Origin of the sequence: Streptomyces winkii, from assembly GCF_032248595.1 — a bacterium.
In the GTDB taxonomy this organism is placed as follows: domain Bacteria; phylum Actinomycetota; class Actinomycetes; order Streptomycetales; family Streptomycetaceae; genus Streptomyces; species Streptomyces winkii.
Genome location: NZ_JASTTH010000009.1, coordinates 276621 through 299625, shown reverse-complemented (window position 1 = coordinate 299625; position 23005 = coordinate 276621). Strand labels below are relative to the sequence as shown.

Below are 23005 nucleotides of genomic sequence, written 5' to 3'. Positions count from 1 at the left end.
GAGCCCGATGAAGACTCCCGAGCGTCGAGGCCCATCGGCCTTGTGTACGCGTCACTTGCGAACTGGCCGCTGTAGCGGCGGGCGTGGCTGGTCACCCCCGGCCGAGAGAGGGTTCCCCCACGATGACGGCACCACTGCACGACACGTCCGCGGAAACCGCGCCCGTCGATCCTGCTGTCGGTGACGGTGCGGGCGGCAAGTCCATCGAGGGCCGCTCTCTCGGACGTATCGCGTGGAACCGCCTGAAACGCGACAAGTTGGCGCTCGCAGGCGGCATCGTGGTGCTGCTGCTGATCGTGGTCGCGGTGTGCGCGCCGCTCATCGTGAGCGTGCTGGGGCACCCGCCGGACCAGCATCACGAGGAAGCGATCGACCCGCTGTTCCAGACGCCGAGGGGCGCGCTCGGCGGCATCAGCGCCGACCATCTGCTCGGCGTCGAACCGGGCAACGGCCGCGACATCTTCAGCCGCATCGTCTACGGCGCGCGCGTCTCGCTGCTCGTCGGCTTCGCCTCCGCCGTGGTCGCCGTCGTCGTCGGCACCGTACTCGGCGCTCTCGCGGGCTACTTCGGCGGCTGGCTCGACGCGATCATCAGCCGCGTGATGGACATGCTGCTGGCCTTCCCGCAGTTGCTCTTCATCATCTCGCTGATCTCCGTGGTGCCGAGCGAGATGTTCGGACTCACGGGCACGGGCGTGCGGCTGACGGTGATGATCCTTGTGATCGGCTTCTTCGGCTGGCCGTACATCGGCCGCATCGTCCGCGGCCAGACGCTCTCGCTGCGCGAACGCGAGTACGTGGAGGCGGCGCGCAGCCTCGGCGCCGGGCGGCGCTACATCCTCGTCAAGGAGCTGCTGCCGAACCTGATCGCGCCGATCACCGTCTACACGACGCTCATGATTCCCACCAACATCCTCACCGAGGCCGCGCTCAGCTTCCTCGGCGTGGGGGTCAAGCCGCCCACGGCGTCCTGGGGGCAGATGCTCTCGGAGGCCGTGCACTACTACGAGGCGGACCCGATGTTCATGGTGGTGCCGGGCGTGGCCATCTTCATCACCGTCCTCTCCTTCAACCTCTTCGGCGACGGCGTGCGAGACGCCCTCGACCCCAAGGGGTCCCGATGACACCCCCCAACCACCAGGCCCGTCCGGGTTCTGGACGCCGGCCCGGCGCAGCCGTGCGGGCCGTGACCTACACCGGAGGTTGCAGATCGTGACAACCCAACGCTCATCGAGGCGCAGGATCGCCGCGTCGGCCGTCGCGGTCGCTGCCCTCCTGTCCACCGCTGCCTGCGGCGGCGGCAGTGACTCCGAAGGCGACGGCAAAGCGCCCGGATTCAACGCCGCCAGGGCCAAGACGGCCAACGCGTCGGACAAGAAGGGCGGGACGCTGAAGTTCATCGGTACCCAGGACGCCGACTCCTGGGACACCACGCGCGGCTACTACGGCTTCGCGTGGGACTTCATGCGTTACTACAGCCGCACGCTCATCACCAGCAAGCCGGTCGCCGGCAAGGAGAGCGCCGAGCTGACACCGGACCTGGCCAAGTCCAAGGCCAAGATCACGGACGGCGGCAAGACCTACACCTACGAGCTGCGCGACGGGATCACCTGGGAGGACGGCAAGCCGGTCACCTCCAAGGACATCAAGTACGGCATCGAGCGCCAGTGGGCGCAGGACGTGCTGTCCGGCGGTCCCATCTACCTCAAGGACACGCTCGACCCGGACGGCAAGTACAAGGGCCCCTACAAGGACAAGGCCAAGGACAAGCTGGGCCTGGACGCGATCGAGACGCCGAGCGACAACAAGATCGTCTTCCATCTGCCCAAGCGCAACGGTGACTTCGAGCAGATGCTCGCGATGCCGTCCGCGTCGCCGGTCCGTCAGGACAAGGACACCAAGTCCAAGTACGGCCTGAAGCCCTTCTCCAGCGGCCCGTACAAGTTCCAGTCGTACACGCCGAACAAGAAGCTCACGCTCGTCCGCAACCCCGAGTGGAAGAAGTCCTCGGACCCCGTCCGCAAGGCGCTGCCGGACAAGGTCACCATCACGCTGCTGACGAACGCGGACGAGATGGACAAGCGCCTCATCAACGGCGACTACGACCTGGACCTCAACGCCACCGGCATGGAGGCGGCAGGCCGTGAGAAGGCGCTGAAGGAGCACAAGGGCAACATCGACAACCCGAGCACGGGTTACATCCGCTACGCGGTCTTCCCGCAGACGGTGAAGCCCTTCGACAACATCCACTGCCGCAAGGCGATGATCTACGGATCGGACCACAAGTCGATCCAGAACGCCCGCGGCGGCCCGCTCGCCGGCGGTGACATCGGCACCAACATGCTGCCGGCGCTCGTGCCGGGCTCGGACCTGAAGTACGACCCGTACGGCATCGCCAAGAACAACGGCGCGGCCGACGTGAAGAAGGCCAAGGCAGAGCTGAAGAAGTGCGGCAAGCCGAACGGCTTCAAGACCACCATCGCGGTGCGCAACAACAAGAAGGTCGAGGTCGACTCCGCCGAGGCCATGCAGGCTTCGCTGAAGAAGATCGGCATCACCGCTGAGGTCGACGAGTACGACGGCGCGCAGACCACCGGCATCATCGGCAACCCGGACTACGTCAAGAAGCACAACTACGGGATCATCATCATGGGCTGGGGCCCGGACTTCCCGTCCGGCCAGGGCTATGGGATGCCGCTGTGGCACAGCAAGTACATCCTGCCGAACGGCAACAACAACTACGCAATGATCGACGACAAGAAGATCGACGGCATGTTCGCCGACGCCATCGCCGAACTGGACAAGAACAAGGCGGCCAAGAAGTACGCGGCCATCAACGCCGAGGTCATGAAGGGCGCGTACTACCTGCCCTTCACGTTCGAGAAGAACATCATCTGGCGTTCCAGCCGCCTGACCAACGTGGGCACGACCGACGCCTACAGCGGTCGCTACGACTACGCCGTACTCGGCGTCAAGTGACCGTCCGACCCCGCCGGCGCACCCGCCGCTAGGCACGAAGGGCAGGTGAGGGCCAGCAGAGGCGGCCCGTAAGGCAGTGCTCACATACCTCATCAGGCGGCTCTTCGCCGTCGTCGTGATGCTGGTCGTCGTCATGCTGGCGGTGTTCGGCATCTTCTTCCTGATCCCGAAGTGGACCGGGGTCGACCCCGCGACGATGTTCGCCGGCAAGCAGGCCGACGCTCAGGCGCTGGAAGGCATCCGGCAGAAGCTCGGCCTGGACGACCCGATCCTCGTCCAGCTCTTCGACTTCTTCAAAGGCATCCTCGTCGGGCGCGACTACGTCAGTGCCGGGGACACCCTGCACTGCTCCGCGCCCTGCTTCGGCTACTCGTTCAAGACAGAGCAGGCCGTGTGGCCCATCCTCGCCGACCGGCTGCCCGTCACCCTGGGCCTCGCCGTCGGTGCCGCGATCATCTGGCTGATCATCGGGCTCGCCGCCGGCGTCGTCTCGGCGCTGCGCCGCGGCTCCATCTGGGACCGGGCGGCGATGAGCCTCGCCCTCGGCGGCGTCTCGCTGCCGATCTACTTCACCGGCCTGTTGTCGCTGGCGATCTTCTCGTACGGCCTGGGGCTGGTCAGCAACGAGTACACACCGGCAGAGGAGAGCTTCCCGCAGTGGTTCAGCGGCATGATCCTTCCGTGGCTGACCCTGGCGTTCCTCTTCGGCGCCATGTACGCCCGGCTCACCCGCGCCACGATGCTGGAAGTGATGGGCGAGGACTACATCCGCACCGCCCGCGCCAAGGGCGTACGGGAGCCGGTCGTCATCCGCAAGCACGCCATGCGCTCCACGATGACCCCGATCATCACCCTCCTCGGCGTCGACCTCGGCGCCCTCATGGGCGGCGCGATCCTCACCGAGACGACGTTCAGCCTGCCCGGCCTCGGCCAGGCCGTGCTGAAGGCGATCGGTGAGAAGGACCTGCCGCTGATCCTCGGAGTCACGCTGATCACCGCGTCCGCGGTCGTCGTGGCGAACCTCATCGTGGACCTGCTGTACGGCGTGATCGACCCCCGAGTGAGGCTCGCATGACGGAATCCCACAAGACGGGTGCCTCGGCGGTCGGCGAGCCCGTCGTCGAGCGCCGCGCGCCCCGTTCCTTCCTCGAAGTGCGCGATCTGTACGTGCACTTCCCCACCGAGGACGGCCTGGTGAAGTCCGTCGACGGGCTCTCCTTCCGCCTGGAGAAGGGCAAGACCCTCGGCATCGTCGGCGAGTCCGGGTCGGGCAAGTCCGTCACCTCGCTCGGCGTCATGGGCCTGCACACCGTGGGCCAGTACGGACGGCAGAAGGCGCAGCTCTCCGGCGAGATCTGGCTCGACGGGCAGGAGTTGCTGTCGGCCGACCCGGACACGGTGCGCAAGCTGCGCGGCCGCGAGATGGCGATGATCTTCCAGGACCCGCTCTCCGCGCTCCACCCGTACTACACCGTCGGCCACCAGATCATCGAGGCGTACCGCGTCCACAACGACGTGGACAAGAAGACGGCCCGCAGGCGCGCCGTCGAACTCCTCGACCGCGTCGGCATTCCCCAGCCGGACCAGCGCGTCAACAGCTACCCGCACGAGTTCTCGGGCGGCATGCGGCAGCGCGCGATGATCGCCATGTCGCTGGTGAACAACCCCGAGCTGCTGATCGCCGACGAGCCGACGACGGCGCTGGACGTCACCGTCCAGGCGCAGATCCTCGACCTGATCCGGGATCTCCAGAAGGAGTTCGGCTCCGCGGTCATCATCATCACCCACGACCTGGGCGTCGTCGCCGAGCTCGCCGACGACATCCTCGTGATGTACGGCGGCCGCTGTGTCGAGTACGGCACCGCGGAGCAGGTCTTCTACGAGCCCCAGCACCCCTACACCTGGGGCCTGTTGGGCTCGATGCCGCGCATCGACCGCGAGCAGAGCGAACGGCTCATCCCCGTCAAGGGATCGCCGCCCAGCCTGATCAACGTCCCGCAGGGCTGTGCCTTCAACCCGCGCTGCCCGTACGCGGACGTGCCCAAGGGGAATGTCACGCGCACCGAACGGCCCGAGCTGCGGGACGTGGGCAGCGGTCATCTGTCCGCCTGCCACCTGGACAGCACGGACCGGGACCGGATCTGGAACGAAGAGATTGCCCCGAAGCTGTGAGTGAGGACGAGCAGATGACGATCCCGTCCCAGCGCGTGACGGACGCCGTGCAGACGAAGGCCGACCCGGCGCCCGGCGAGTCGCTGCTGCGCGTGGCCGGTCTGAAGAAGCACTTCCCGATCACCAAGGGGATCCTCAAGCGGCAGGTCGGTGCCGTCAAAGCAGTCGACGGCATCGACTTCGACGTGCGGGCGGGGGAGACCCTGGGCGTCGTCGGGGAGTCCGGCTGCGGCAAGTCCACGATGGGGCGGCTGATCACAAGGCTGCTCGAACCGACCGCCGGCACCGTCGAGTTCGAGGGACGGGACATCACGCACCTCGGCGTGGGCGGCATGCGGCCGCTGCGCCGCGACGTGCAGATGATCTTCCAGGACCCCTACTCGTCGCTGAACCCCCGGCACACCGTCGGCGCGATCGTCAGCGCTCCCTTCAAGCTCCAGGGCGTCACGCCCGAGGGCGGCGTGAAGAAGGAGGTCCAGCGGCTGCTGGATCTGGTCGGCCTCAACCCCGAGCACTACAACCGCTATCCGCACGAGTTCTCCGGCGGGCAGCGGCAGCGCATCGGCATCGCCCGCGCGCTCGCCCTCAACCCGAAGCTCGTCGTGGCGGACGAGCCGGTCTCGGCGCTGGACGTGTCGATCCAGGCGCAGGTCATCAACCTGCTCGACGACCTCCAGGACGAGCTCGGCCTCACGTACGTGATCATCGCGCACGACCTGTCGGTCATCCGGCACGTCTCCGACCGGATCGCGGTCATGTACCTCGGCAAGATCGTGGAGCTGACCGACCGGCAGTCGCTGTACGCCTCGCCCATGCACCCGTACACCCGGGCGCTGCTCTCCGCCGTGCCCGTCCCCGATCCGCGGCGCCGGGCGCAGGGCGGACGCGAGCGCATCCTGCTCCAGGGGGACGTGCCCTCGCCGATCAAGCCCCCGAGCGGCTGCCGCTTCCACACCAGGTGCTGGAAGGCGACGCAGGTCTGCAAGACCGAAGAGCCGCCGCTGGTCGCGCTGGGCCCGGGCCACGAGGCCGCCTGCCACCACCCGGAGAACGCCCCGGACCAGCACCCCGAGGACAGCAGGGGGTAGCCGGGCGTCGCCCGGCGACGTCGGCCCGGCCTCCCGCAGGCGTGCTGAAGGGCGGCCGCGTGTGCCGCGGCCGCCCTTCTGTTCGGTTGTCTGCTGTTGTCTGTTCTGTTGGTCGTTCTGCTGTCTGTGCGGTTGTGCTGCTCACGCCGGCTCGCGGGATCAGTACGCGGAGTTCACGTTGTCCATGGAGCCGTACTTGTCGGCCGCGTAGTTGCAGGCCGCGGTGATGTTGGCCACCGGGTCGGTCAGGTCGTGCTTGGTGCCCTTGACGTGGTACTGGTCGAAGGTCGGCTCGATGGTCTGGAGCAGCCCCTTCGACGGCGTGCCCTTCTGGGCGTTGACGTCCCAGTCGTTGACCGCGTTGGGGTTACCGCCCGACTCACGCATGATGTTCTTCTTGATGCCGTGGTACGAGCCCGGGATGCCCTCTTCCTTCATGACCGCGCGGGCCTGCTTGATCCAGCCGTCCAGGTTGTCGCCGCGGGTCGAGCGGTCGGCCTTCTGGCCGGTGCGTACCTGCTTGGCCTTGTCGGCCTGCTTGGCCTTGCCTGCCTTCTCGCCCTGATCGGCCTTGTCGGCGGGCTTGGCGGCGGACACCTGCTTCGTCGACTCGCCCTTCACTGAGGCGGCAGACGCGTGGCTGCGCGTGCTGTCGGTGGCGTGATCGCCGGTCCCGCCCGTCGCGGCCTTGGCGGCCTTGGTCGACGGATGGTCGGCAACGCTCACCGAGTGTCCGGCAACCGGCTTGGCCGGGCCACGATCCGTGTGGCCGTCCGCGTGCGCGCTGGGCGCGACGCCGGCGGTCAGGGCCACGGCTCCTGCGGCGGCCGCAAGGCCGACGGTGGCGGACTTCTGGGTCCTGGTCAGACGGTTGATAGCGGAAATGCGCATGGAAAAGCTAGAACCTTTCGATTGCCTTCGTCGCGTAGGTGCCGGATCGGCGTGCGCCGTTCGGTTCCCGGCGCAAAGCGACGCTGACATTGGTAAAGGCTCGCCAGGACAGGGCCAAATATGTGACGTACTATGCGCACCCTGACGGAAATGGGCGCATTGAACAGAGCATCCCGGTCGCAGGCACCGATATGCCGCAGAACGAGAAGAGGTGGCGGAAGCAGTCCACTAAACGGCTTCGTATGTGACGTGCGTCCTATGCGCCGCCTCACATACGCTGCCTCTCGAATCGACGCACTGTGACTACGGAATCGCATACCGATATCAAGTCGACACTCTTTGTCCCTTTTTGTCGCATACGGCGATCGCTCCTGGTCGGAGCCGCTGTGCCGGGGTCTTCGGAGCCGAATCGGAGACCGGCGGCGGACCGCGCGACCGCCGCCGTCCGGGGGTCTGGTCCCGTACATGTGCCGGTGAAGAATGGGCCGGGTGAATCAGCACCTGCTCGACCCGGCCGTGCAGCACTGGCTCGACATCGCCGGGATCTTCGTCTTCGCGATATCCGGCGCCCTCCTCGCCGTACGCAAGAACTTCGACGTCTTCGGCATGGCCGTGCTCGCAGAGGTCACGGGGCTGGGCGGCGGGCTTTTCCGCGACGTCGTGATCGGCGCTGTGCCGCCCGCCGCATTCACCGACGCCGGTTACTTCCATGCGCCGCTCATCGCCACGGCTCTCGTCTTCTTCCTGCACCCCCATGTGGAGCGGATCAACAAGGCGATCAACGTCTTCGACGCGGCGGGGCTCGGTCTCTTCTGCGTCGCCGGCACGGTCAAGGCGCACGAGTACGGGCTCGGGCTCTTCGCCTCCGCCGTGCTCGGCCTCGCGACGGCCGCGGGCGGCGGCGTGCTGCGCGACGTGCTCGCCAACGAGGTGCCGTCGCTGCTGCGCTGGGACCGGGACCTGTACGCCGTGCCCGCCATCGTCGGCGCGACCGTGACCGCGCTGCTGCTGAACGCCGGCGCCCTCAACGCCACGACGATGCTCGTCGCGGCCGCCCTGGCCTTCGCCGTACGGCTGCTGGCGCTGCGCTACGGCTGGCGCGCGCCGCGCGCCTGGCACCGGCGCTCCACGGTCGAGGACACGGAGCCGGGCGCCTGACCGCATGCGCGCCGCCCGTACCGGCAGCCCCCTGGGCCACGACTACCTGTGGGTAACTTCTCCGTGTACGGTGCTCGTATGTCCGACACCGTGTGTGAAGCCACCCTCAGCGAGTTCGACCGCGACACCTCCGTACGGCTGCGCGAGCCCGGTGTCCACGACACGAACCTCTCGCCGGGCTGGGCCATCGGCCACGCCCTCAACGGCGGCTATCTGCTGGCGACCGTCGCCCGGGCGCTCGGCGAGACGCTGCCGCACCCCGACCCGTTCTCGATCACCGCGCACTATCTGTCGGCGACGGCCCACGGTCCGGCCGTCGTACGCAGCGAGGTCGCGCGCACGGGCCGCACCCTCTCCACCGGCTCGGCCGCCCTCTTCCAGACCGGCGCGGACGGCCGCGAGGTGGAGCGCATCCGCGTGCTCGCTTCCTACGGCGACCTCGACGCCGTGTCCGGCGACGTCCGCACGAGCGCCCGGCCGCCCGCCATGCCGCCCCGCGAACAGTGCTTCAGCACCCGGGACAACCCCTCGGGCGCGGACGCGGGGCCCGAGATCGGCAAGCGCCTCGACCTGCGGCTCGACCCGGCCACCTGCGGCTGGGCGGTCGGCGCCCCAAGCGGGCGCGGCGAGATGCGCGCGTGGTTCGGCCTCGCGGACGGCCGCGACGCGGACCCGCTCTCCCTTCTGCTGGCCGTCGACGCGCTGCCGCCCACCGCCTTCGAGCTGGGCCTCACGGGCTGGGTGCCCACGGTCGAGCTCACCGTCCACGTGCGCGCCCGTCCGGCGCCCGGGCCGCTGCGCGTCTCCGTGACGACCGTCAACCTCGCCGGGGGATACCTGGAGGAGGACGTGGAGATCTGGGACACCGCGGACCGGCTCGTGGCGCAGTCCCGCCAGCTCGCCCGCGCGGGCCAGCCCGGCGGTCTCTAGGCCCGGAACTCCAGGTCCCGGCCGGGCCGGGGCGCTCTACAGGGGCCGCGGCGCGAGACCTCGTTCCGTCCTGTCACCGGACGCTCCGTACGAACATCACGAGCACGGCGCCGACGGCGGCGATCAGTCCCGCGCCCCAGAACAGGGCCGGGTAGTTGTCGCTGCCGCCCGACGCCCCGAGCGTGAGCAGGAACAGGCCGGCGCCGCTCGCGAGCGACTGCGGCAGCGCGTTCGCGATGTTGAAGACACCGAGGTCCTTCGCGGTCTCCTCCGGATCGGGCAGCACGTCGATGATCAACGCCATGTCGACACCGACGTACACGCCGAACGCGACGCCCATGATCGCCTCCACCGCGTAGAACTGGCCGATCGTCGAGACGGCCGCGAGCGCGACCAGTCCGGCCGCGAACAGCACGGTCGCCAGCGCGACGAAGACGCGGCGCCGGCCGAGCCGGTCGGACAGCCTGCCGCCCGCGTAGCTCGCCGCCATCAGGCCCGCCGTGTAGACCAGCACGCCGTTCGCGAGGACGGAACTCGCCTTCTGCGCGCTCATGTTCAGCTGGTCCTGGAGGAAGTAGAGGCGGAACGTGATGAACATGAACGACGCCAGCGTGATCAGGAACCGCCCCAGCCAGACCAGCGCGAAGTCCGGGTGCCTGCGGGGACTCACCCAGAACGAGCGCACGAAGTACGCGAGGCCCGGCCGCGGCGGGGCCGTCGCGACCTGAGGGTCCGGCAGTACGACCACGCAGACGAGCACCGACAGCGCCGCGATCGCCCCCGGGACGAGGAACAGCAGCGCCATGTCGTCGGCGAACAGGGGCGCGAGATAGGCGCCGCCCAGCGGCGCCGCGTTCGCCATGGCGCCGAGCACGCCCGAGACCTTGCCGCGCTGGGCCACCGGCACCAGGTCGGCCATGACCGCCATCAGCGCCGCGAACGAGCAGCTGACGCACAGCTGGCAGAACGCCCACGAGACGAGCACCACCGGAACCGACGGCCCCCACGCGACACCGGCCAGCCCGGCCAGGAAGGCGAGCGCCCCGCCCAGCAGCCATGGGCGCCGGCGTCCGAAGCGTGACGTCGTACGGTCGCTGATCCGTCCGAAGGCCGGGCTGCCGAGCATCGCGACGACGGCGCCCACCGACAGCACTGCGGCCAGCGAGGACGCCGAAGCCTTCGCGCTGCCCGGGAAGAGCGTCTGCATCTTGATCGCCATGCTCACCGTGACCGGTGCGAGCACCCCGATGAACAGGCCGAGCTGCGCCAGGGCCAGGGCCCCGACGACCTTCCACGGGACCGGTCTTCCCTCACCCGGCGTGGCGCTCCCGGGACGTCCGACGAGATGCTCTGCCATGGGTTCCCTCCCGTCTCGGCGCAGCCGAACCGCCCGTTCAGGGGGCGGAGCCGGCGAGGTCCGGGTCGAGGACGGACTTCTTGATCAGGGACGTGAGCCGCCGGTGGTAGGCGACGTCCCGCCAGTTCCCGGCGAACTGCGGGCCGGCGAAGTTGGACGTCGCCAGCCCTCTCCAGCGCCCGGTCGCCGCGGCGCGTTCGAGGGCGCGGGCGTTGAGGTCCATCACCCAGTCCCAGTCGAGCCCAGGCCAGTCCTTGTAGTCGACGACCGACCAGCACTCCGTGGTGACGAGAGGCTTGCCGACGGAGCGCGACCACGCGGCGATGTCGTCGATCTGCCCGAACAGCAGCTCGTCGTAGTGCCGTTGGCGGGCGAGATAGGCCGGCTTGCCGTGCGCGACGAGGTTGTCGTAGCCGGCGGGGTCGAACCGCTCGAAGCGGTAGCCGACTTCCTCGTAGAAGTCGGTGGTCCCCGGCATGGCCATCCACACATGCGGTTCGAGCAGGTCGAGCGGGCCGACGTCCTGGTCCGCGAGATCGTCGTACTGACCCGTGAACGAGAAGGTGTACGGCAGTTCCGGCCAGGACTGCCGCAGCGTGCCGACGGCCTCGCGCATCCACTCCGCGACGAGGGGCGAGCTCCGCCGGTGCCCCGGCCCCTGGTCGGTGCCGTAGAGATACGGGGCCCACATCGGGAGCGGGAACTCGTTGCACAGGTCGACGAAGAGGACGGCGTCCAGCAGACCGGCGCGGTCCAGGTACGCGAGGGTGTCCGACCAGACGGCCGCCTGGTCCCGCGGCGTCGCGATGCGCATGCGGAGGTCCTCGCGGTCCTGCCGGTACCAGGAGGAGAGGGCCACGCGCAGCCCGCGATCCCTCACCCGCCGTACGAATCCGGCGAGTTCGGGGCCGACCCGCACGGTGACCGCGGACTGCGCGCCCCAGCTGTGCTGGTTCCACACGGGCAGAAGATCCCACGCCCGGTCGGGCCCGGCGGAGAGCAGGTGCGGATAGGCGTCGATCCGGACCGCGTCGTAGCCGCGGTCAGCGAGCTCGTCGAGGGCCCGGTCCCAGTCCTCGTAGCCCGCGCCGGGCCAGCGGCGCTCCAGCCAGGAGAAGTCCCACATGGTGATCGCGTACGGAGTCCTCGCCCGGTCCATCTCGGCCCCTCGTGCGACGCGTCCCTGCGCGGCCCGCTCGCGGAGCCGCGTTCGATGCCGGGGGCACGCTAGTCGGCGATTCCCGCCGGGAACCAGAAGGCGGCACCTGATTCGGGCCACCGCCGGGCGAGTTGACGGAGCGGCGCGTGACGGCACAACCTACGGGCCGTCGCGCGCGGTTGGGCGGACCTCTCCGGTTCCGGCGGACTCCGGTGGCCGTGGTGCCGAGGACCCCGGGGGCAGCTCTGGCCGGCGCGCGGACGGAGCGGGCGGCAGCTGCGGCGCGCTCTCCCCCTGGGCCTGAAGGCCCGGGTGGTGCCCCCAAGGCGCGCTCGTCCCGGAGCCGTTGGCCTGCGGCGTGAAGAACCAGCGTGCCCTGGGCTCCAGTACGAAGCGCAGGGCGCGCCGCACCGGCGCCGTGCAGAGGAGGGTCATCATCATCGCGGCGAGCACCGTGATGGCGAAGCGGTCGAGGGGATGCTGCGCCCCCTCGTGCTCGAACCAGCCCATCTGTTTGGCGTATTCGATGGGGTAGACGTGCAGCAGATACGCGCACAGCGTTCCGGCTCCGAGCGACGTGAACCACATCCGGCGGGCGGGCACCCAGGCGAGGAAGCACACTGTCATCACCAGCGCGCAGCCGAACGCCGTGAGCGTCATCACGGCTCCCAGCCACGCCGGAAGCCCCAGGCTCTGCGCGTCCTTGTCGTGCAGGAACGGAGCCCCGGAGATATACGGCACAGCCGCGTACGAGACCACCAGCGAGCCCGCCGCGACCGGCACCGCGAGCATCCGTACGACGCGGCGCCGCACCGACTCGAAGTGCTCCGGCCGCAGTCGGAGCCCCAGCACGAAGAACGGCAGGAACTGCGCCACGCGCATCATGCCCAGGTCGTTGCTGACGGTGGGCGTCACGCTCGCGGCGACGGCCACGGCCAGGGCGACGGGGAGCGGCCACCTCAGCACCCTCCACACGGGCGTCGTCAGCCGCCACAGGCAGAGCGCGAGCAGGAACCAGAGCGCGAACGCCGGCTCCTGGTAACTGAATTCGCGGTCCGGGTCGTCGGCGGCCCACCGCATGAAGAACGTGAAGAGCGTCTGGAAGACGACGTACGGGACGACGAGACCGGTCAGCAGCCGCCTGATCTGCCGCGGCCGGCACTCGAAGCCGCGCGAGAGGTAGCCGGAGATGATGATGAACGCCGGCATGTGGAAGGTGTAGAGCAGGTAGTACAGCGCGCTGGTCGAGCGGCTGCCGGTGGTCAGCGGCGCCCACGTGTGCCCGATGGCGACGAGCACGATCGTGAGGTACTTCGCGTTGTCCAGGAACGGGTCCCGTGACGGGCCCTCGTCCTGCCCCGCCTGCTCCCTCTCCGCCGGGGCGGCTCTGACCCCCGCGTCGGTCCCGTCCGCCGGGTCCCCTCCGTTCGCCGAGTCCGTCCCGTCCGTCCTGTCAGGCGCCACCGGTAACCCGCCTTCGGCGGAGGCTGGTTCAGCACGTTGCGGGGGGAGCGGCGCCCGTTCGATACCGGCCTGAAGCATCTGCCGCACGCTAGGAGCGGAAACCGGAGTCCGGAGTTTTTCTGTACGATGCAGCGATTTCGCAAAGGGCGAGGGGGAGTTGCGGGTACCTTTTGCGTTCTGCGACGGCCGGTGGCCCGGCCTCCGTGGCGCTCTACGCCTGAGCGGGCCCCACGAAGTCCACGAGAGCGGCCGCGAGTTGAGCCGGTGCGTCCTCCTGTACGAGGTGCCCCGCACCCTCGACGAGCCGGAGCCCGGCGCCGGGGATCAGCCCGGCCAGCCGGTGCGCGCGGTCGACCGGAATCCAGGTGTCGGCCGTGCCCCAGCAGACGAGGACGGGCAGTTCGATCTCGCCGTACCGTCCCTCGATCTCGTCCGTGAACCGCTGGTCGTTCTGCCGGATCTGCCGGTAGAACGCGCCCTGCCCCGCCGCGCCCAGCCACGGAGCCACGAGCCCGTCCAGCACCCGCTCGGGCAGGTCCCGCGCGCTCGCCGAGCCGACGTACGCCCGCACCAGCGCCTCGTGCAGCGCCGGCGGCAACTGCCCGAAGACCTCAGCGTGGCCGCCCAGCAGCCGGTACGAGGGCGATCCCCACGGCGCGAGCGCCACCGCGTCGACGAGCGCGAGGCGTTCGTACTGTGCCCCGTGCAGCAGATGCGCGCGCAGCGCGACGCACCCGCCGAAGTCGTGGGCCAGCACCGCCGGTCGGGGCCCGGCACCGTCCGACAGGCCCCAGTGGCGCAGCAGTTCGGCGAAGATCAGCCCCTGGGCGGCGAGCGAGACGTCCTGACCCTCGTACTTCGCCGAGGTCCCGTACCCGGGCATGTCCCATACGTGGACCCGGAACCGCTGCGCGAGCGCCCGGGCCATGCCCCGCCAGGTGTACGACGACCACGGAGTCCCGTGCAGCAGCACCACGGGGGGACCGTCCGCGGGGCCGAGCCGCCCCCACCGGACCGTGCCGGACGCGCTCTCGTACGTACGGTCCAGGGCGCTCGCCCAGTCGGCGAGGCCGTCCGGGGTCTCCGGCGCCTCCGGCGCTTCCGGGGTTCTCGCGTCTTCAGGGCCTTCGGTCGTCCGCTCCGTCATGCGCACAGTCTCCGCGACGGGCGGGCGCCCGTGCACGCGGCACCCTCCGGTCGCCTTGTGCGACCGGCCCTGCGCGGTGTGCGTCCGCCCTCCACGGCTCCGCGGACAGCGGCTCCCGCGACGCGCTGGACGGCATGAATCGCGCGCGCTCATGCGGTTACCCGGAAGAGGCGAAATACAGGGCCTTCCGAGAGAAAGCGAGACGGTTGTGACCTACGCAGTGAAGAGCACACTCCCGGACGGCGACCTGAAGACCGTCGGCGAGGCCTTGCAGGGCGCGCTAGTGGACCTCGTCGACCTCTCCCTCGTCGCCAAGCAGATCCACTGGAACGTTGTCGGGCCGCGGTTCCGCTCGATACACCTCCAGCTCGACGACGTCGTCTCCACGGCGCGTTCGTACTCGGACACGGTCGCGGAGCGCTCCTCCGCGCTCGGCCTGCCCCCCGACGGCCGCTCCACGACGGTGTCGGCGACGAGCGGGATCGACAAGGTGACGGAGGGCTGGCAGAAGGACACCGACGCGGTGCGCGCGATGGTGCAGTCCCTGGAGTCGGTCATCGCCCGCGCCCGAGAACGCATGGCCTCGGTGGCCGAACCGGACCCGGTGACCCAGGACATCTTCATCCGGCTCACGGCGGATCTTGAGAAGCACCACTGGATGTTCCAGGCGGAGAACGGCAGTTGAGGCCGGCCGGCACGTAGACCGGGTCGACGCCCCGCGCCCCGCGACGCCCTCGCGGGGTGCGGGGCGCGCCTGTTCGCCTCCGCCGCGTCGGCCTCACGCCACCAGGCCGCCCCCCAGGACGCCCGCCAGCGTGCCCAGAAGCATGAACGGGCCGAAGGGGACCGCTGTCTTCCAGCGGGCGCGCTTTGTGAGGAGCAGGGCGAGGCCGAAGGTGGCGGAGAGGAGGAAGGCGAGGAACGTGCCGGCGAAGAGGGTGTTCCAGCCGTACCAGCCGAGGGCGAGGCCCGAGGTGAGGGCCAGCTTCACGTCGCCGAAGCCCATTCCGCGGGGGTTGAGCAGGAAGAGGACGAAGTAGGCGCCGGTGAGGGCGGCTCCGCCCAGCAGCGCATCCGTCCAGTCGCCGCCCGCGCCCGGTGCGAGCGCCGCCAGCCCGAGCAGTACGGCCATGGCCGCCGCGAGCGGCAACGTCAGTATGTCCGGGAGGCGTTGGGCACGCGTGTCGACCGACGCGAGCAGCAGCGCGAAGGGGACGGTGAGCAGCCAGACGGCCAACTCGGGCCGTGTGCCCACGCATAGAGCGAGCGCCGCGCAGACGGACGCGGTCACGAGCGTGAAGAACGACGTCGAGGGACCGTACGCGGCCGAGGGGGCCGCCCGGCCGGGGTTTTCGTCAACCTCCGCTGCCCCGTGGCCCGTTGCGGCCACCGCCGCCGCGCATCCCGGACACCGCGCCGGGCCGAGCCATCCGCGAAGCGGGCCCGCGAGGTCGTGGCCCGCCGGGCACTGCTCGCGGCGGGGCGTCTCCGGAGGCACGGCCAACCGGTAGGCGGCGCGCGGCAGAAGAGACCCGGCGAGAGCCCCGTACGCAGCCGCGCACACGGCGACCCAGGGCAGAAGTACGGGCATCGGCGTCACTCCCTGGGACGGAGGGGACGTACAGTACGGGCAGGGTCGGGATGTCAACCAATGGTTGACAGTCCTCTGAGCGTCAACCTAAGGTTGCCACATGACTGATCCTGTTCCCATGGCCGGCCGGGTACGGCTCGACGACCTGATCGAGGCCATCAAGAAAGCGCACTCCGACACTCTCGACCAGCTCCAGGACGCCGTGATCGCCGCGGACCACCTCGGCGAAGTGGCCGACCATCTCATCGGCCACTTCGTGGATCAGGCCCGCCGCTCGGGCGCGTCCTGGACGGACATCGGCAAGAGCATGGGCGTCACGAGGCAGGCGGCCCAGAAACGCTTCGTACCCAAGTCCCCGGCGGGCGGGGAGGGTTCGGATCTCGACTTCGCGCAGAACTTCAGCCGGTTCACGCCGCGCGCGCGGACGGTCGTGGTGGCGTCCCAGAGCGAGGCCCGCAAGGCGGGCAACACGGAGATCTTTCCCGGGCACCTGGTGCTCGGGCTCCTCCACGAACCGGAGGCCCTCGGGGCGAAGGCGATCACCGCCCAGGGCGTCTCCCTCGACTCGGTGCGCACGGCGGCGACGGGCACGCTGCCCGAGGCAGTGGACAGCGTCCCGGAACTGATCCCGTTCGACGGCGGGTCCAAGAAGACGCTGGAGCTCACCTTCCGCGAGGCCCTGCGCCTCGGCCACAACTACGTCGGTACGGAGCACATCCTCCTCGCGCTGCTGGAGTTCGAGGACGGCGACGGCATCCTCACCGGCCTCGGCATCGACAAGGCGGCCGCCGAGGCCGAGATCACCAGTGCCCTCCAGAAAATCGCCGGGGGCGGGGGCGGTGAGGAGCCGCCGCAGTCCTGACACCGCGTGCGTGTCAGTACACGGGCGGAGGCCCGAACGTGCCGCCGCCCGGGCCGTTTTCGGACGGCGGTGAGGCCGGTGGCGCGACCGGTGGCGGAGGCGCAGCCGGCGGTCCGCTGGGCGGCGGCCCGGCCGGCGGTCCGCCCGCGGGCTGCGCCGGGGGATAGGCGTACGCCGGGCCTGCCGGAGCGGGCCCGGCGGCGCCCGGGCCCGGCTGGAGCGGAACGTACGGCTGGGCCTGAACCGGCGCCTGCCCCGGCGGCGGCCCGAAGGGTACGGCGCTGCCGAACGGCACGGGCGCGGGCTGGGCCGGGACGCCGGGGCGCATCGCCAGCACGATCAGCGTCACGGTGCCCGCCAGCGTGATCAGCAGCTGCACCCGCCCGAAGAGGCCGCTGACCGGTGCGACATCGCCCAGTTCCAAGAAGGTCCCCGCGTCGAGGTAGCCCCACAGGAAGGTGAGCGCCTGCGGCAGCAGCAGGATCGCGACGCCGAGCGAGAAGCCGCGCGCGGAGACCGTACGGGCCATCGCCAGCACGGCGCCGGTACCGCACACGACGATCAGCGTGAGCCATTCCCAGGCCGGAGACACGTCCAGCAGCGTCGAGACGGTGCCCTCTCCGGTGAAGAGCCGGAGCCATGTGCCGCCGCCGGAGGTGTAGATCGTCTGGATGTTCCAGCCGGCGTTGAAGAGCACCAGCACGCCGAGGAGGACGGCCGCCACGACCGCGTGCGCCCGGGTCGGGCGCTGGGGTGACTCGCCGGGCAGCGGCGGCTCGTACGGCTGTGCCGGATGGCCCGGCTGTGCCGCCTGCGCGGGGCGCCCCGTCCAGGGCCGCACCCCTGCCATCAGCACGATCGCGAGCGGCGCGCAGAGGAACACCGTCAAGGCGCAGCTGACCCAAGCGGCGTCCACCGACGGGTCGTTGAAGAACCCCCGCAGCGCGTAGTACGGCGAGGACTCCGAGTGCAGCCCCGCGTGCCAGATCACCGGCAGCCGGTAGGAGAAGGTCAGCAAGGTCGTCACGGCCATGAGACCGCCGGCCGCCCAGGCGCCGGTGAAGGCGGCGAAGGCCGCGGCGAGCTGGAGAAGGCCGAGCCCGGCATCGACGGTGGTGGTCGCGGGAATGTCCGCGAGGGCGCCCGCGCCGGCACCGGGGCCCAGGGCCCCCGTCCACACGTCCCACGTATCGCCGAAGCCGAGCTCCAGCACGTCGCGCAGCACCCAGATCCATGTGTGCAGCGCGAAGAGGAGACAGAAGATCCCCCCGGTGATCCGCGCACCTCTGCCCAGCACCCGCACCTGTGGCATCGCCCCGCCCCCCTGCCTCTGTTCTTCTGTGCCCGCGCGCTCCGTGGAGCCCGTGGCGTCCCCGTGCCGCTCTGTGGCGCTGTGTGGAATACCGCCGCACACACGGTGGTTGGTACGGGCCGTGCCCATTCCCGTACTTCCGGTGGCGGTGCCTGGAACATTAACAGCAGAGCGGGGTGCGGACCGCTGCATCCCGCACCGTGGCCGCACTGTGACCGCGCCCGTGCCCTCGTCCTTCCCGGCGTGCTCGGGCGCCTCCATGCGTACGTAGAATCGAGGAATCATGGCTCGCTCCGCGTACTTCGATCACGCCGCCACGACGCCCATGTTTCCCGAGGCGGTGCAGACGATGACCGCCCATCTCGCCGTCACCGGCAACGCGTCCTCGCTGCACGGGTCCGGGCGCCGCGCCCGGCGCACCGTCGAGGAGGCGAGGGAGGCGCTCGCCGCGTCGCTCGGGGCGCGGCCCAGCGAGGTCGTCTTCACGGCGGGCGGCACGGAGGCCGACAACCTCGCGGTCAAGGGTCTGTACTGGGCGCGCAGGGACACGGACCCGGCCCGCACGCGGATTCTCGTCAGCCCCGTCGAGCATCACGCCGTCCTGGACGCGGTGCACTGGCTCGCCGATCACGAGGGCGCGGACGTCGAGTGGCTTCCCGTCGACGTGTACGGGCGCGTGCACCCGCGGGCGCTGCGCGACGCGATCGCACGCGACCCCGGCAGCGTCGCGCTGGCCACCGTGATGTGGGCGAACAACGAGATCGGCACCACCATGCCCGTGCCCGAACTCGCCGAGGCCGCAGCCGAGTTCGGCGTACCTCTGCACGCCGACGCGGTGCAGGCCGTCGGCCAGGCCGAGGTGGACTTCGCCGCGTCCGGGCTCGCGGCGCTGACGCTGACGGGACACAAGATCGGTGGCCCGTACGGGGTGGGCGCGCTGCTGCTGCGGCGCGAGCAGACGCCCGTACCGCTGCTCCACGGCGGTGGCCAGGAGCGCGACGTGCGCTCGGGGACGCTGGACGTGCCCGCCGTCGCCGCCTTCGCGACCGCGGCGGAGCTCGCCGCCGAGCGGCGCGCGGAGTTCGAGCGCGACATCGGCGCCCTGCGGGACAAGCTGATCGAGCGGGTCCGTACGGAGGTCCCCGACGCGGTGCTCAACGGCGACCCGGACCCGGCGGGCCGGCTCCCCGGCAACGCGCACTTCTCCTTCCCCGGGTGCGAGGGCGACTCGCTGCTGCTGCTCCTGGACGCGCAGGGCATCGAGTGCTCGACGGGCTCCGCCTGTACGGCGGGTGTGGCCCAGCCCAGCCATGTCCTCCTCGCCGCCGGCGCCGACGCGGATCTCGCGCGGGGCACGCTGCGGTTCTCCCTCGGGCACACCTCGACCGAGGCGGACGTGGAGGCGCTGGCCACGGCGATCGGCCCCGCGGTCGAGCGGGCCCGCGGCGCGGGGCTGAGCTGAGCGGCGTCCGGGCAGGGCACCGGATCAAGGTCTGGACTAGGGCCCGATTGTGCCGTTGACTGATGCGCCTCACCGGTGCGTTGCCCGCACCGGCCGGAAGAATCGGAAGTGGGGCCGGGCGGCCCCGGGCACCACGTACGCACGCGAAGCTCCCGGGGCACGTACCGCGTCCCCCGCGACGCCTCGCGAGTGAGGCCGGGGCACCGTGATCCGCGTTCACCGAAGGAGGCGCAGTGAGCGGTGTGTCCCGCGAGCACGCGCCCGCGCCGGACCGCGGCGCGAGTGCCACGCCGCTCCCCGCCGCCGTGCGGGCCGGATACGGGCTCGGCTCGCTGTGCACCGGGACGTTCGCGACCGTGCCCGGACTGCTGCTGCTCTACTACCTCACCAACGTGATGGCCGTGCCGGCCGCGACCGCCGGCATCGCCCTGTTCATCCCCAAGGTGTGGGACGTACTGATCAACCCCGTGGTCGGGGTGGTCTGCGACCGCAGCCGGCTGCGCGGAGGGCCGCGCCGCCCGTTCCTGCTGGCGGGCGCCTGCACGCTTCCCCCGCTGTTCGCGCTCGTCTTCGCGGCCCCTCCGCTGCGCGGCACGGCCGCCGCGGCCTACGTGGCCGTCTTCTTCATGCTGGCCGCGACCGCGTACGCCGTCTTCCAGGTCCCGTACGTGGTGATGCCCGCGGAGATGACGGACGACTCGGGCGAGCGCGGGCGGCTGCTGGCATGGCGCGTGGGGTTCCTGGGAGTGGCGATCCTGCTCTCCGGGGCGGTGGCTCCGGTCATCGCCCACGCGGACGGCGACACCCCAGGCGGCTACCGGCTGATGGGAGCGGCCGTGGCCGTCCTGCTTGCCGGCGGGATGTTCGCGGCGTGGTGGGGCACGCGCGGGGCGCCGGCGGTGAAGCACACCACGGCCGAGCCGTCGCTGCGCGCCCAGCTCACGGCGGCCCGCAGCAACAAGCCGTTCCTCTTCCTCGCGGGCATGTGGACGGCGCAGGCGCTGGCGGTCGGCGTGATGCTGGCGGGAGTCCAGTACTTCGCCACGTACGTCCTCGGATCGGCCAACGCGGTGACGCCCCTGTTCGTCTGCCTGATCGGCCCGTTGGCCATCGTGATGCCGGTGTGGAACCGGATCGCGCGGGCGCGGGGAGTCAAGTACGCCCAGTTCTGCGCCTCCTGGCTCTTCTTCGCGGCGACCGTGGTGCTCGTCCTGACGCCGTGGGGCGGCGCGTGGCCCGCGTACGCGACGGTGGCCCTGGTCGGAGTCGCCTACGGAGGGCTCCAGTTGCTGCCGCTGCGGATGCTCGCCGACAACCTCGTGAACGACGTCGCCCGTACGGGGCGGCAGCGCGCGGCGACGTTCACCGGGCTGTGGACCGCCTCCGAGACGCTGGCCTTCGCCCTGGGCGCGGGCGCCTTCGCCGCCGTACTGGCCGTCAGCGGGTTCCGGTCCTCCGACGCCGCGCACGCCGTCGACCAGCCCGGTTCGGCGCTGACCGGGATCACGCTCGGCATGAGCCTGCTGCCCGCCGCGTTCGCGTTGGTGAGCGTGTGGCTGCTGCACCGGTACCGGGAAGACCCGGTGCCCGCGGCCGGGCCCGTTCCCGGCACCGACCCCGCTCCGGGCGCAGCACCCGGCCCTGCCCCTGCTCCCGACCCGGCTCCCGCGCCCAAGACCGATGAGGATCACGGACTTCCGGAGGACGAGACCGACCGTGCCGGCTGACAACGCGCCCCGCCCGCCCGCCGAACCCGCGCCCGACCCGGACGGAGCGGGCGGCGGCGCCCTGCCCGAGGGCCGTCCCGCCCCCGAAGTGCTCGCCGGACTGCGGGCGTTGCGCGACGCCGACGCGCCCACCCGGGGCGGCAGCACTTTCGCGTACGTCTACGACGCCGGCCTGGACGGGCTCGACGAGCTCGCGGCCGCGGCCTATGCCTCGTACGCGACCGTCAACGGCCTCGACATGACGGTCTTTCCGAGCGTCGCCCGGCTGGAGAACGACATCGTGCGCAGCGCCGCCGCACTGCTCGGCGCCCCCGGCACCCAGGGCACGTTCACCAGCGGAGGCACCGAGAGCATCCTGCTCGCGGTCAAGACCGCGCGCGACCACGCGCGGGTGGCGCGCGGGGTGCGCGAGGCGCGCATGGTCCTGCCGTCCACCGCGCACGCCGCCTTCCACAAGGCGGCCGCGTACCTCGGCGTGGAACCGGTGGTCGTGCCCGTCGACCGGGAGACCTACCGCGCCGACGCCGAGGCCATGGCCGCGGCGATCGACGACAGCACGGCGCTGGTCGTCGCCTCCGCGCCCTCCTACGCGCACGGCGTCGTCGACCCGGTCGCCCGGATCGCCGCCGCCGCGGAGGAGCAGGGCGTGCTGTGCCACGTCGACGCGTGCATCGGGGGCTGGCTGCTGCCGTATCTGCGCCGCGCGGGACGCGAGGTGCCGCCGTTCGAGATGACGTTGCCCGGCGTCACCTCCCTCTCCGTCGACCTGCACAAGTACGGGTACACGGACAAGGGCGCGTCCGTGGTGCTCTACCGGGACGCCGAGCTGCGCCGGTTCCAGTACTTCGCGCACGCCGCGTGGCCGGGCTATCCCGTCGTCAATCCGACCGTGCAGGGCACGAAGCCGGCAGGCCTGCTCGCGCAGGCGTGGGCGGTGCTGCGGCACGTCGGCGAGGACGGCTACACGCGGCTGGCGCGGCAGGTCGCCGGGGCGTCCGACCGGCTGCTGGCGGGGCTGGGCGGCATCGAGGGCGTACGGGTGCTGGGGCGGCCTTCGGCGGGGCTCGTCGCCTTCACGCTGGACGCACCGGAGGGCGCCGAACCGGCGGACGGCGAGGGCGACTTGAGCCTCGTCCTGCACCTGGCCGACGAGATGCGGATACGCGGCTGGTACCTCCAGCCGCAGCTCGGCTTCGACGGCATGCCGCCCAATCTGCACCTCACCCTGACCCCGGCCACCGCAGGCCGGGTCGACGCGCTGCTCGCCGACCTCCGCGAGGCGCTGACCGCCGCACGCGCGCTCACCCCGGTGGGCGTGGACCCGGAGCTGGCACGGCTCGCCGAGGCGATCGACCCCGCGACGCTCGGCCCGGACGAGGTCGCCGAGGTGCTCGCGTACGCCGGGCTCGGCGCGGGCGCGGGCGGCGACCCCGGCACAGGTGCCAGTTCAGGTTCCGGCGCAGGGCCCGGCACAGGTGCGGGCGGTGCCCCGGTGCGCATGGCTCCCGTGCTCGCCCTGCTGGACGCGCTGCCCGTGCAGCTGAAGGAGCGGCTGCTGGCGGAGTACGTCGGCTCGATCTTCCGGATCTGACGGGCCCCGTCAGCAGGCCCGGGTGAGACGGCACCCTTCCCGCACCTGCGCTTCAGCAGCGGGAAGCGGCTCTTTTGCGCCGTGTGTGAGTACCGCCGTCCGCGCCTCTACCCAG

General features: G+C 70.9%; 19 protein-coding genes. 12 read left to right on the top strand and 7 right to left on the bottom strand.

Annotated features, from left to right (window positions below; all coding sequences use genetic code 11):
* The first annotated feature begins 122 nt into the window (after positions 1 to 122).
* The 5 genes from QQM67_RS26750 to QQM67_RS26730 all read left to right on the top strand — a co-directional run bounded on the left by QQM67_RS26750 (position 123) and on the right by QQM67_RS26730 (position 6239).
* Positions 123 to 1124, top strand: a complete 1002-nt coding sequence (locus QQM67_RS26750) for an ABC transporter permease (protein ID WP_314177279.1) — start codon at positions 123 to 125, stop codon at positions 1122 to 1124.
* An 88-nt stretch (positions 1125 to 1212) separates the two neighbouring features.
* Entirely contained in the window at positions 1213 to 2979 is a 1767-nt protein-coding gene (locus tag QQM67_RS26745) for an ABC transporter substrate-binding protein (RefSeq protein WP_314177277.1), read from the top strand.
* Between the two features lie 76 nt (positions 2980 to 3055).
* The gene (locus QQM67_RS26740; protein ID WP_314177275.1) at positions 3056 to 4054 is read left to right on the top strand and encodes an ABC transporter permease; all 999 of its coding nucleotides are present in this window, start codon (positions 3056 to 3058) and stop codon (positions 4052 to 4054) included.
* Positions 4051 to 5151, top strand: coding sequence for an ABC transporter ATP-binding protein (locus QQM67_RS26735; protein WP_314177273.1), 1101 nt, complete (start codon positions 4051 to 4053; stop codon positions 5149 to 5151). The genes QQM67_RS26740 and QQM67_RS26735 overlap by 4 nt, the downstream gene beginning before the upstream one ends.
* Positions 5152 to 5165: 14 nt before the next feature.
* Positions 5166 to 6239 carry an ABC transporter ATP-binding protein gene (locus tag QQM67_RS26730; protein WP_314177271.1) on the top strand — a complete coding sequence of 358 codons (1074 nt, stop codon included), beginning with the start codon at positions 5166 to 5168 and terminating at the stop codon, positions 6237 to 6239.
* A 159-nt stretch (positions 6240 to 6398) separates the two neighbouring features.
* Here the strand turns inward: QQM67_RS26730 and QQM67_RS26725 are convergent, their stop codons facing one another.
* Entirely contained in the window at positions 6399 to 7130 is a 732-nt protein-coding gene (locus tag QQM67_RS26725; protein ID WP_314177270.1) for a transglycosylase SLT domain-containing protein, read from the bottom strand.
* Positions 7131 to 7619: 489 nt separating this feature from the next.
* Between QQM67_RS26725 and QQM67_RS26720 the strand changes: the two genes are divergently transcribed.
* Positions 7620 to 8288, top strand: a complete 669-nt coding sequence (locus QQM67_RS26720) for a TRIC cation channel family protein (RefSeq protein ID WP_399067676.1) — start codon at positions 7620 to 7622, stop codon at positions 8286 to 8288.
* A 78-nt stretch (positions 8289 to 8366) separates the two neighbouring features.
* Positions 8367 to 9218 (top strand): thioesterase family protein, encoded by an 852-nt coding sequence (locus tag QQM67_RS26715; RefSeq protein ID WP_314177266.1) that lies wholly within the window; start codon positions 8367 to 8369, stop codon positions 9216 to 9218.
* A gap of 73 nt (positions 9219 to 9291) precedes the next feature.
* On the opposite strand, the gene QQM67_RS26710 is transcribed toward QQM67_RS26715, so the two are convergent.
* The 4 genes from QQM67_RS26710 to QQM67_RS26695 all read right to left on the bottom strand — a co-directional run bounded on the left by QQM67_RS26710 (position 9292) and on the right by QQM67_RS26695 (position 14345).
* On the bottom strand, positions 9292 to 10575 hold the full coding sequence (locus QQM67_RS26710) for an MFS transporter (RefSeq protein ID WP_314177265.1): 1284 nt from the start codon (positions 10573 to 10575) through the stop codon (positions 9292 to 9294).
* 37 nt (positions 10576 to 10612) lie between these two features.
* On the bottom strand, positions 10613 to 11734 hold the full coding sequence (locus QQM67_RS26705; protein ID WP_314177263.1) for a cellulase-like family protein: 1122 nt from the start codon (positions 11732 to 11734) through the stop codon (positions 10613 to 10615).
* A 159-nt stretch (positions 11735 to 11893) separates the two neighbouring features.
* Entirely contained in the window at positions 11894 to 13198 is a 1305-nt protein-coding gene (locus QQM67_RS26700) for an acyltransferase family protein (RefSeq protein ID WP_314177262.1), read from the bottom strand.
* Positions 13199 to 13409: 211 nt separating this feature from the next.
* Entirely contained in the window at positions 13410 to 14345 is a 936-nt protein-coding gene (locus QQM67_RS26695) for an alpha/beta fold hydrolase (RefSeq protein ID WP_314177260.1), read from the bottom strand.
* A gap of 208 nt (positions 14346 to 14553) precedes the next feature.
* Between QQM67_RS26695 and QQM67_RS26690 the strand changes: the two genes are divergently transcribed.
* The gene (locus QQM67_RS26690; protein ID WP_314177258.1) at positions 14554 to 15030 is read left to right on the top strand and encodes a Dps family protein; all 477 of its coding nucleotides are present in this window, start codon (positions 14554 to 14556) and stop codon (positions 15028 to 15030) included.
* A gap of 93 nt (positions 15031 to 15123) precedes the next feature.
* Here the strand turns inward: QQM67_RS26690 and QQM67_RS26685 are convergent, their stop codons facing one another.
* A complete protein-coding gene (locus tag QQM67_RS26685) occupies positions 15124 to 15936 on the bottom strand; it encodes a prepilin peptidase (protein WP_314177256.1) in 813 nt (270 codons plus the stop codon).
* 100 nt (positions 15937 to 16036) lie between these two features.
* Here QQM67_RS26685 and QQM67_RS26680 point away from each other — a divergent pair, with 100 nt between their 5' ends.
* Positions 16037 to 16798, top strand: a complete 762-nt coding sequence (locus QQM67_RS26680; RefSeq protein WP_314177255.1) for a Clp protease N-terminal domain-containing protein — start codon at positions 16037 to 16039, stop codon at positions 16796 to 16798.
* A gap of 13 nt (positions 16799 to 16811) precedes the next feature.
* On the opposite strand, the gene QQM67_RS26675 is transcribed toward QQM67_RS26680, so the two are convergent.
* Positions 16812 to 18110 carry a hypothetical protein gene (locus tag QQM67_RS26675; protein WP_314177253.1) on the bottom strand — a complete coding sequence of 433 codons (1299 nt, stop codon included), beginning with the start codon at positions 18108 to 18110 and terminating at the stop codon, positions 16812 to 16814.
* Positions 18111 to 18393: 283 nt separating this feature from the next.
* Here QQM67_RS26675 and QQM67_RS26670 point away from each other — a divergent pair, with 283 nt between their 5' ends.
* The 3 genes from QQM67_RS26670 (at position 18394) to QQM67_RS26660 (ending at position 22890) form a co-directional block, all read left to right on the top strand.
* Positions 18394 to 19572, top strand: coding sequence for a cysteine desulfurase family protein (locus QQM67_RS26670; RefSeq protein ID WP_314177251.1), 1179 nt, complete (start codon positions 18394 to 18396; stop codon positions 19570 to 19572).
* A 233-nt stretch (positions 19573 to 19805) separates the two neighbouring features.
* Positions 19806 to 21299, top strand: a complete 1494-nt coding sequence (locus QQM67_RS26665) for an MFS transporter (protein WP_314177250.1) — start codon at positions 19806 to 19808, stop codon at positions 21297 to 21299.
* Positions 21300 to 21360: 61 nt separating this feature from the next.
* Entirely contained in the window at positions 21361 to 22890 is a 1530-nt protein-coding gene (locus QQM67_RS26660) for a pyridoxal phosphate-dependent decarboxylase family protein (RefSeq protein WP_314177493.1), read from the top strand.
* Positions 22891 to 23005: the final 115 nt, after the last annotated feature.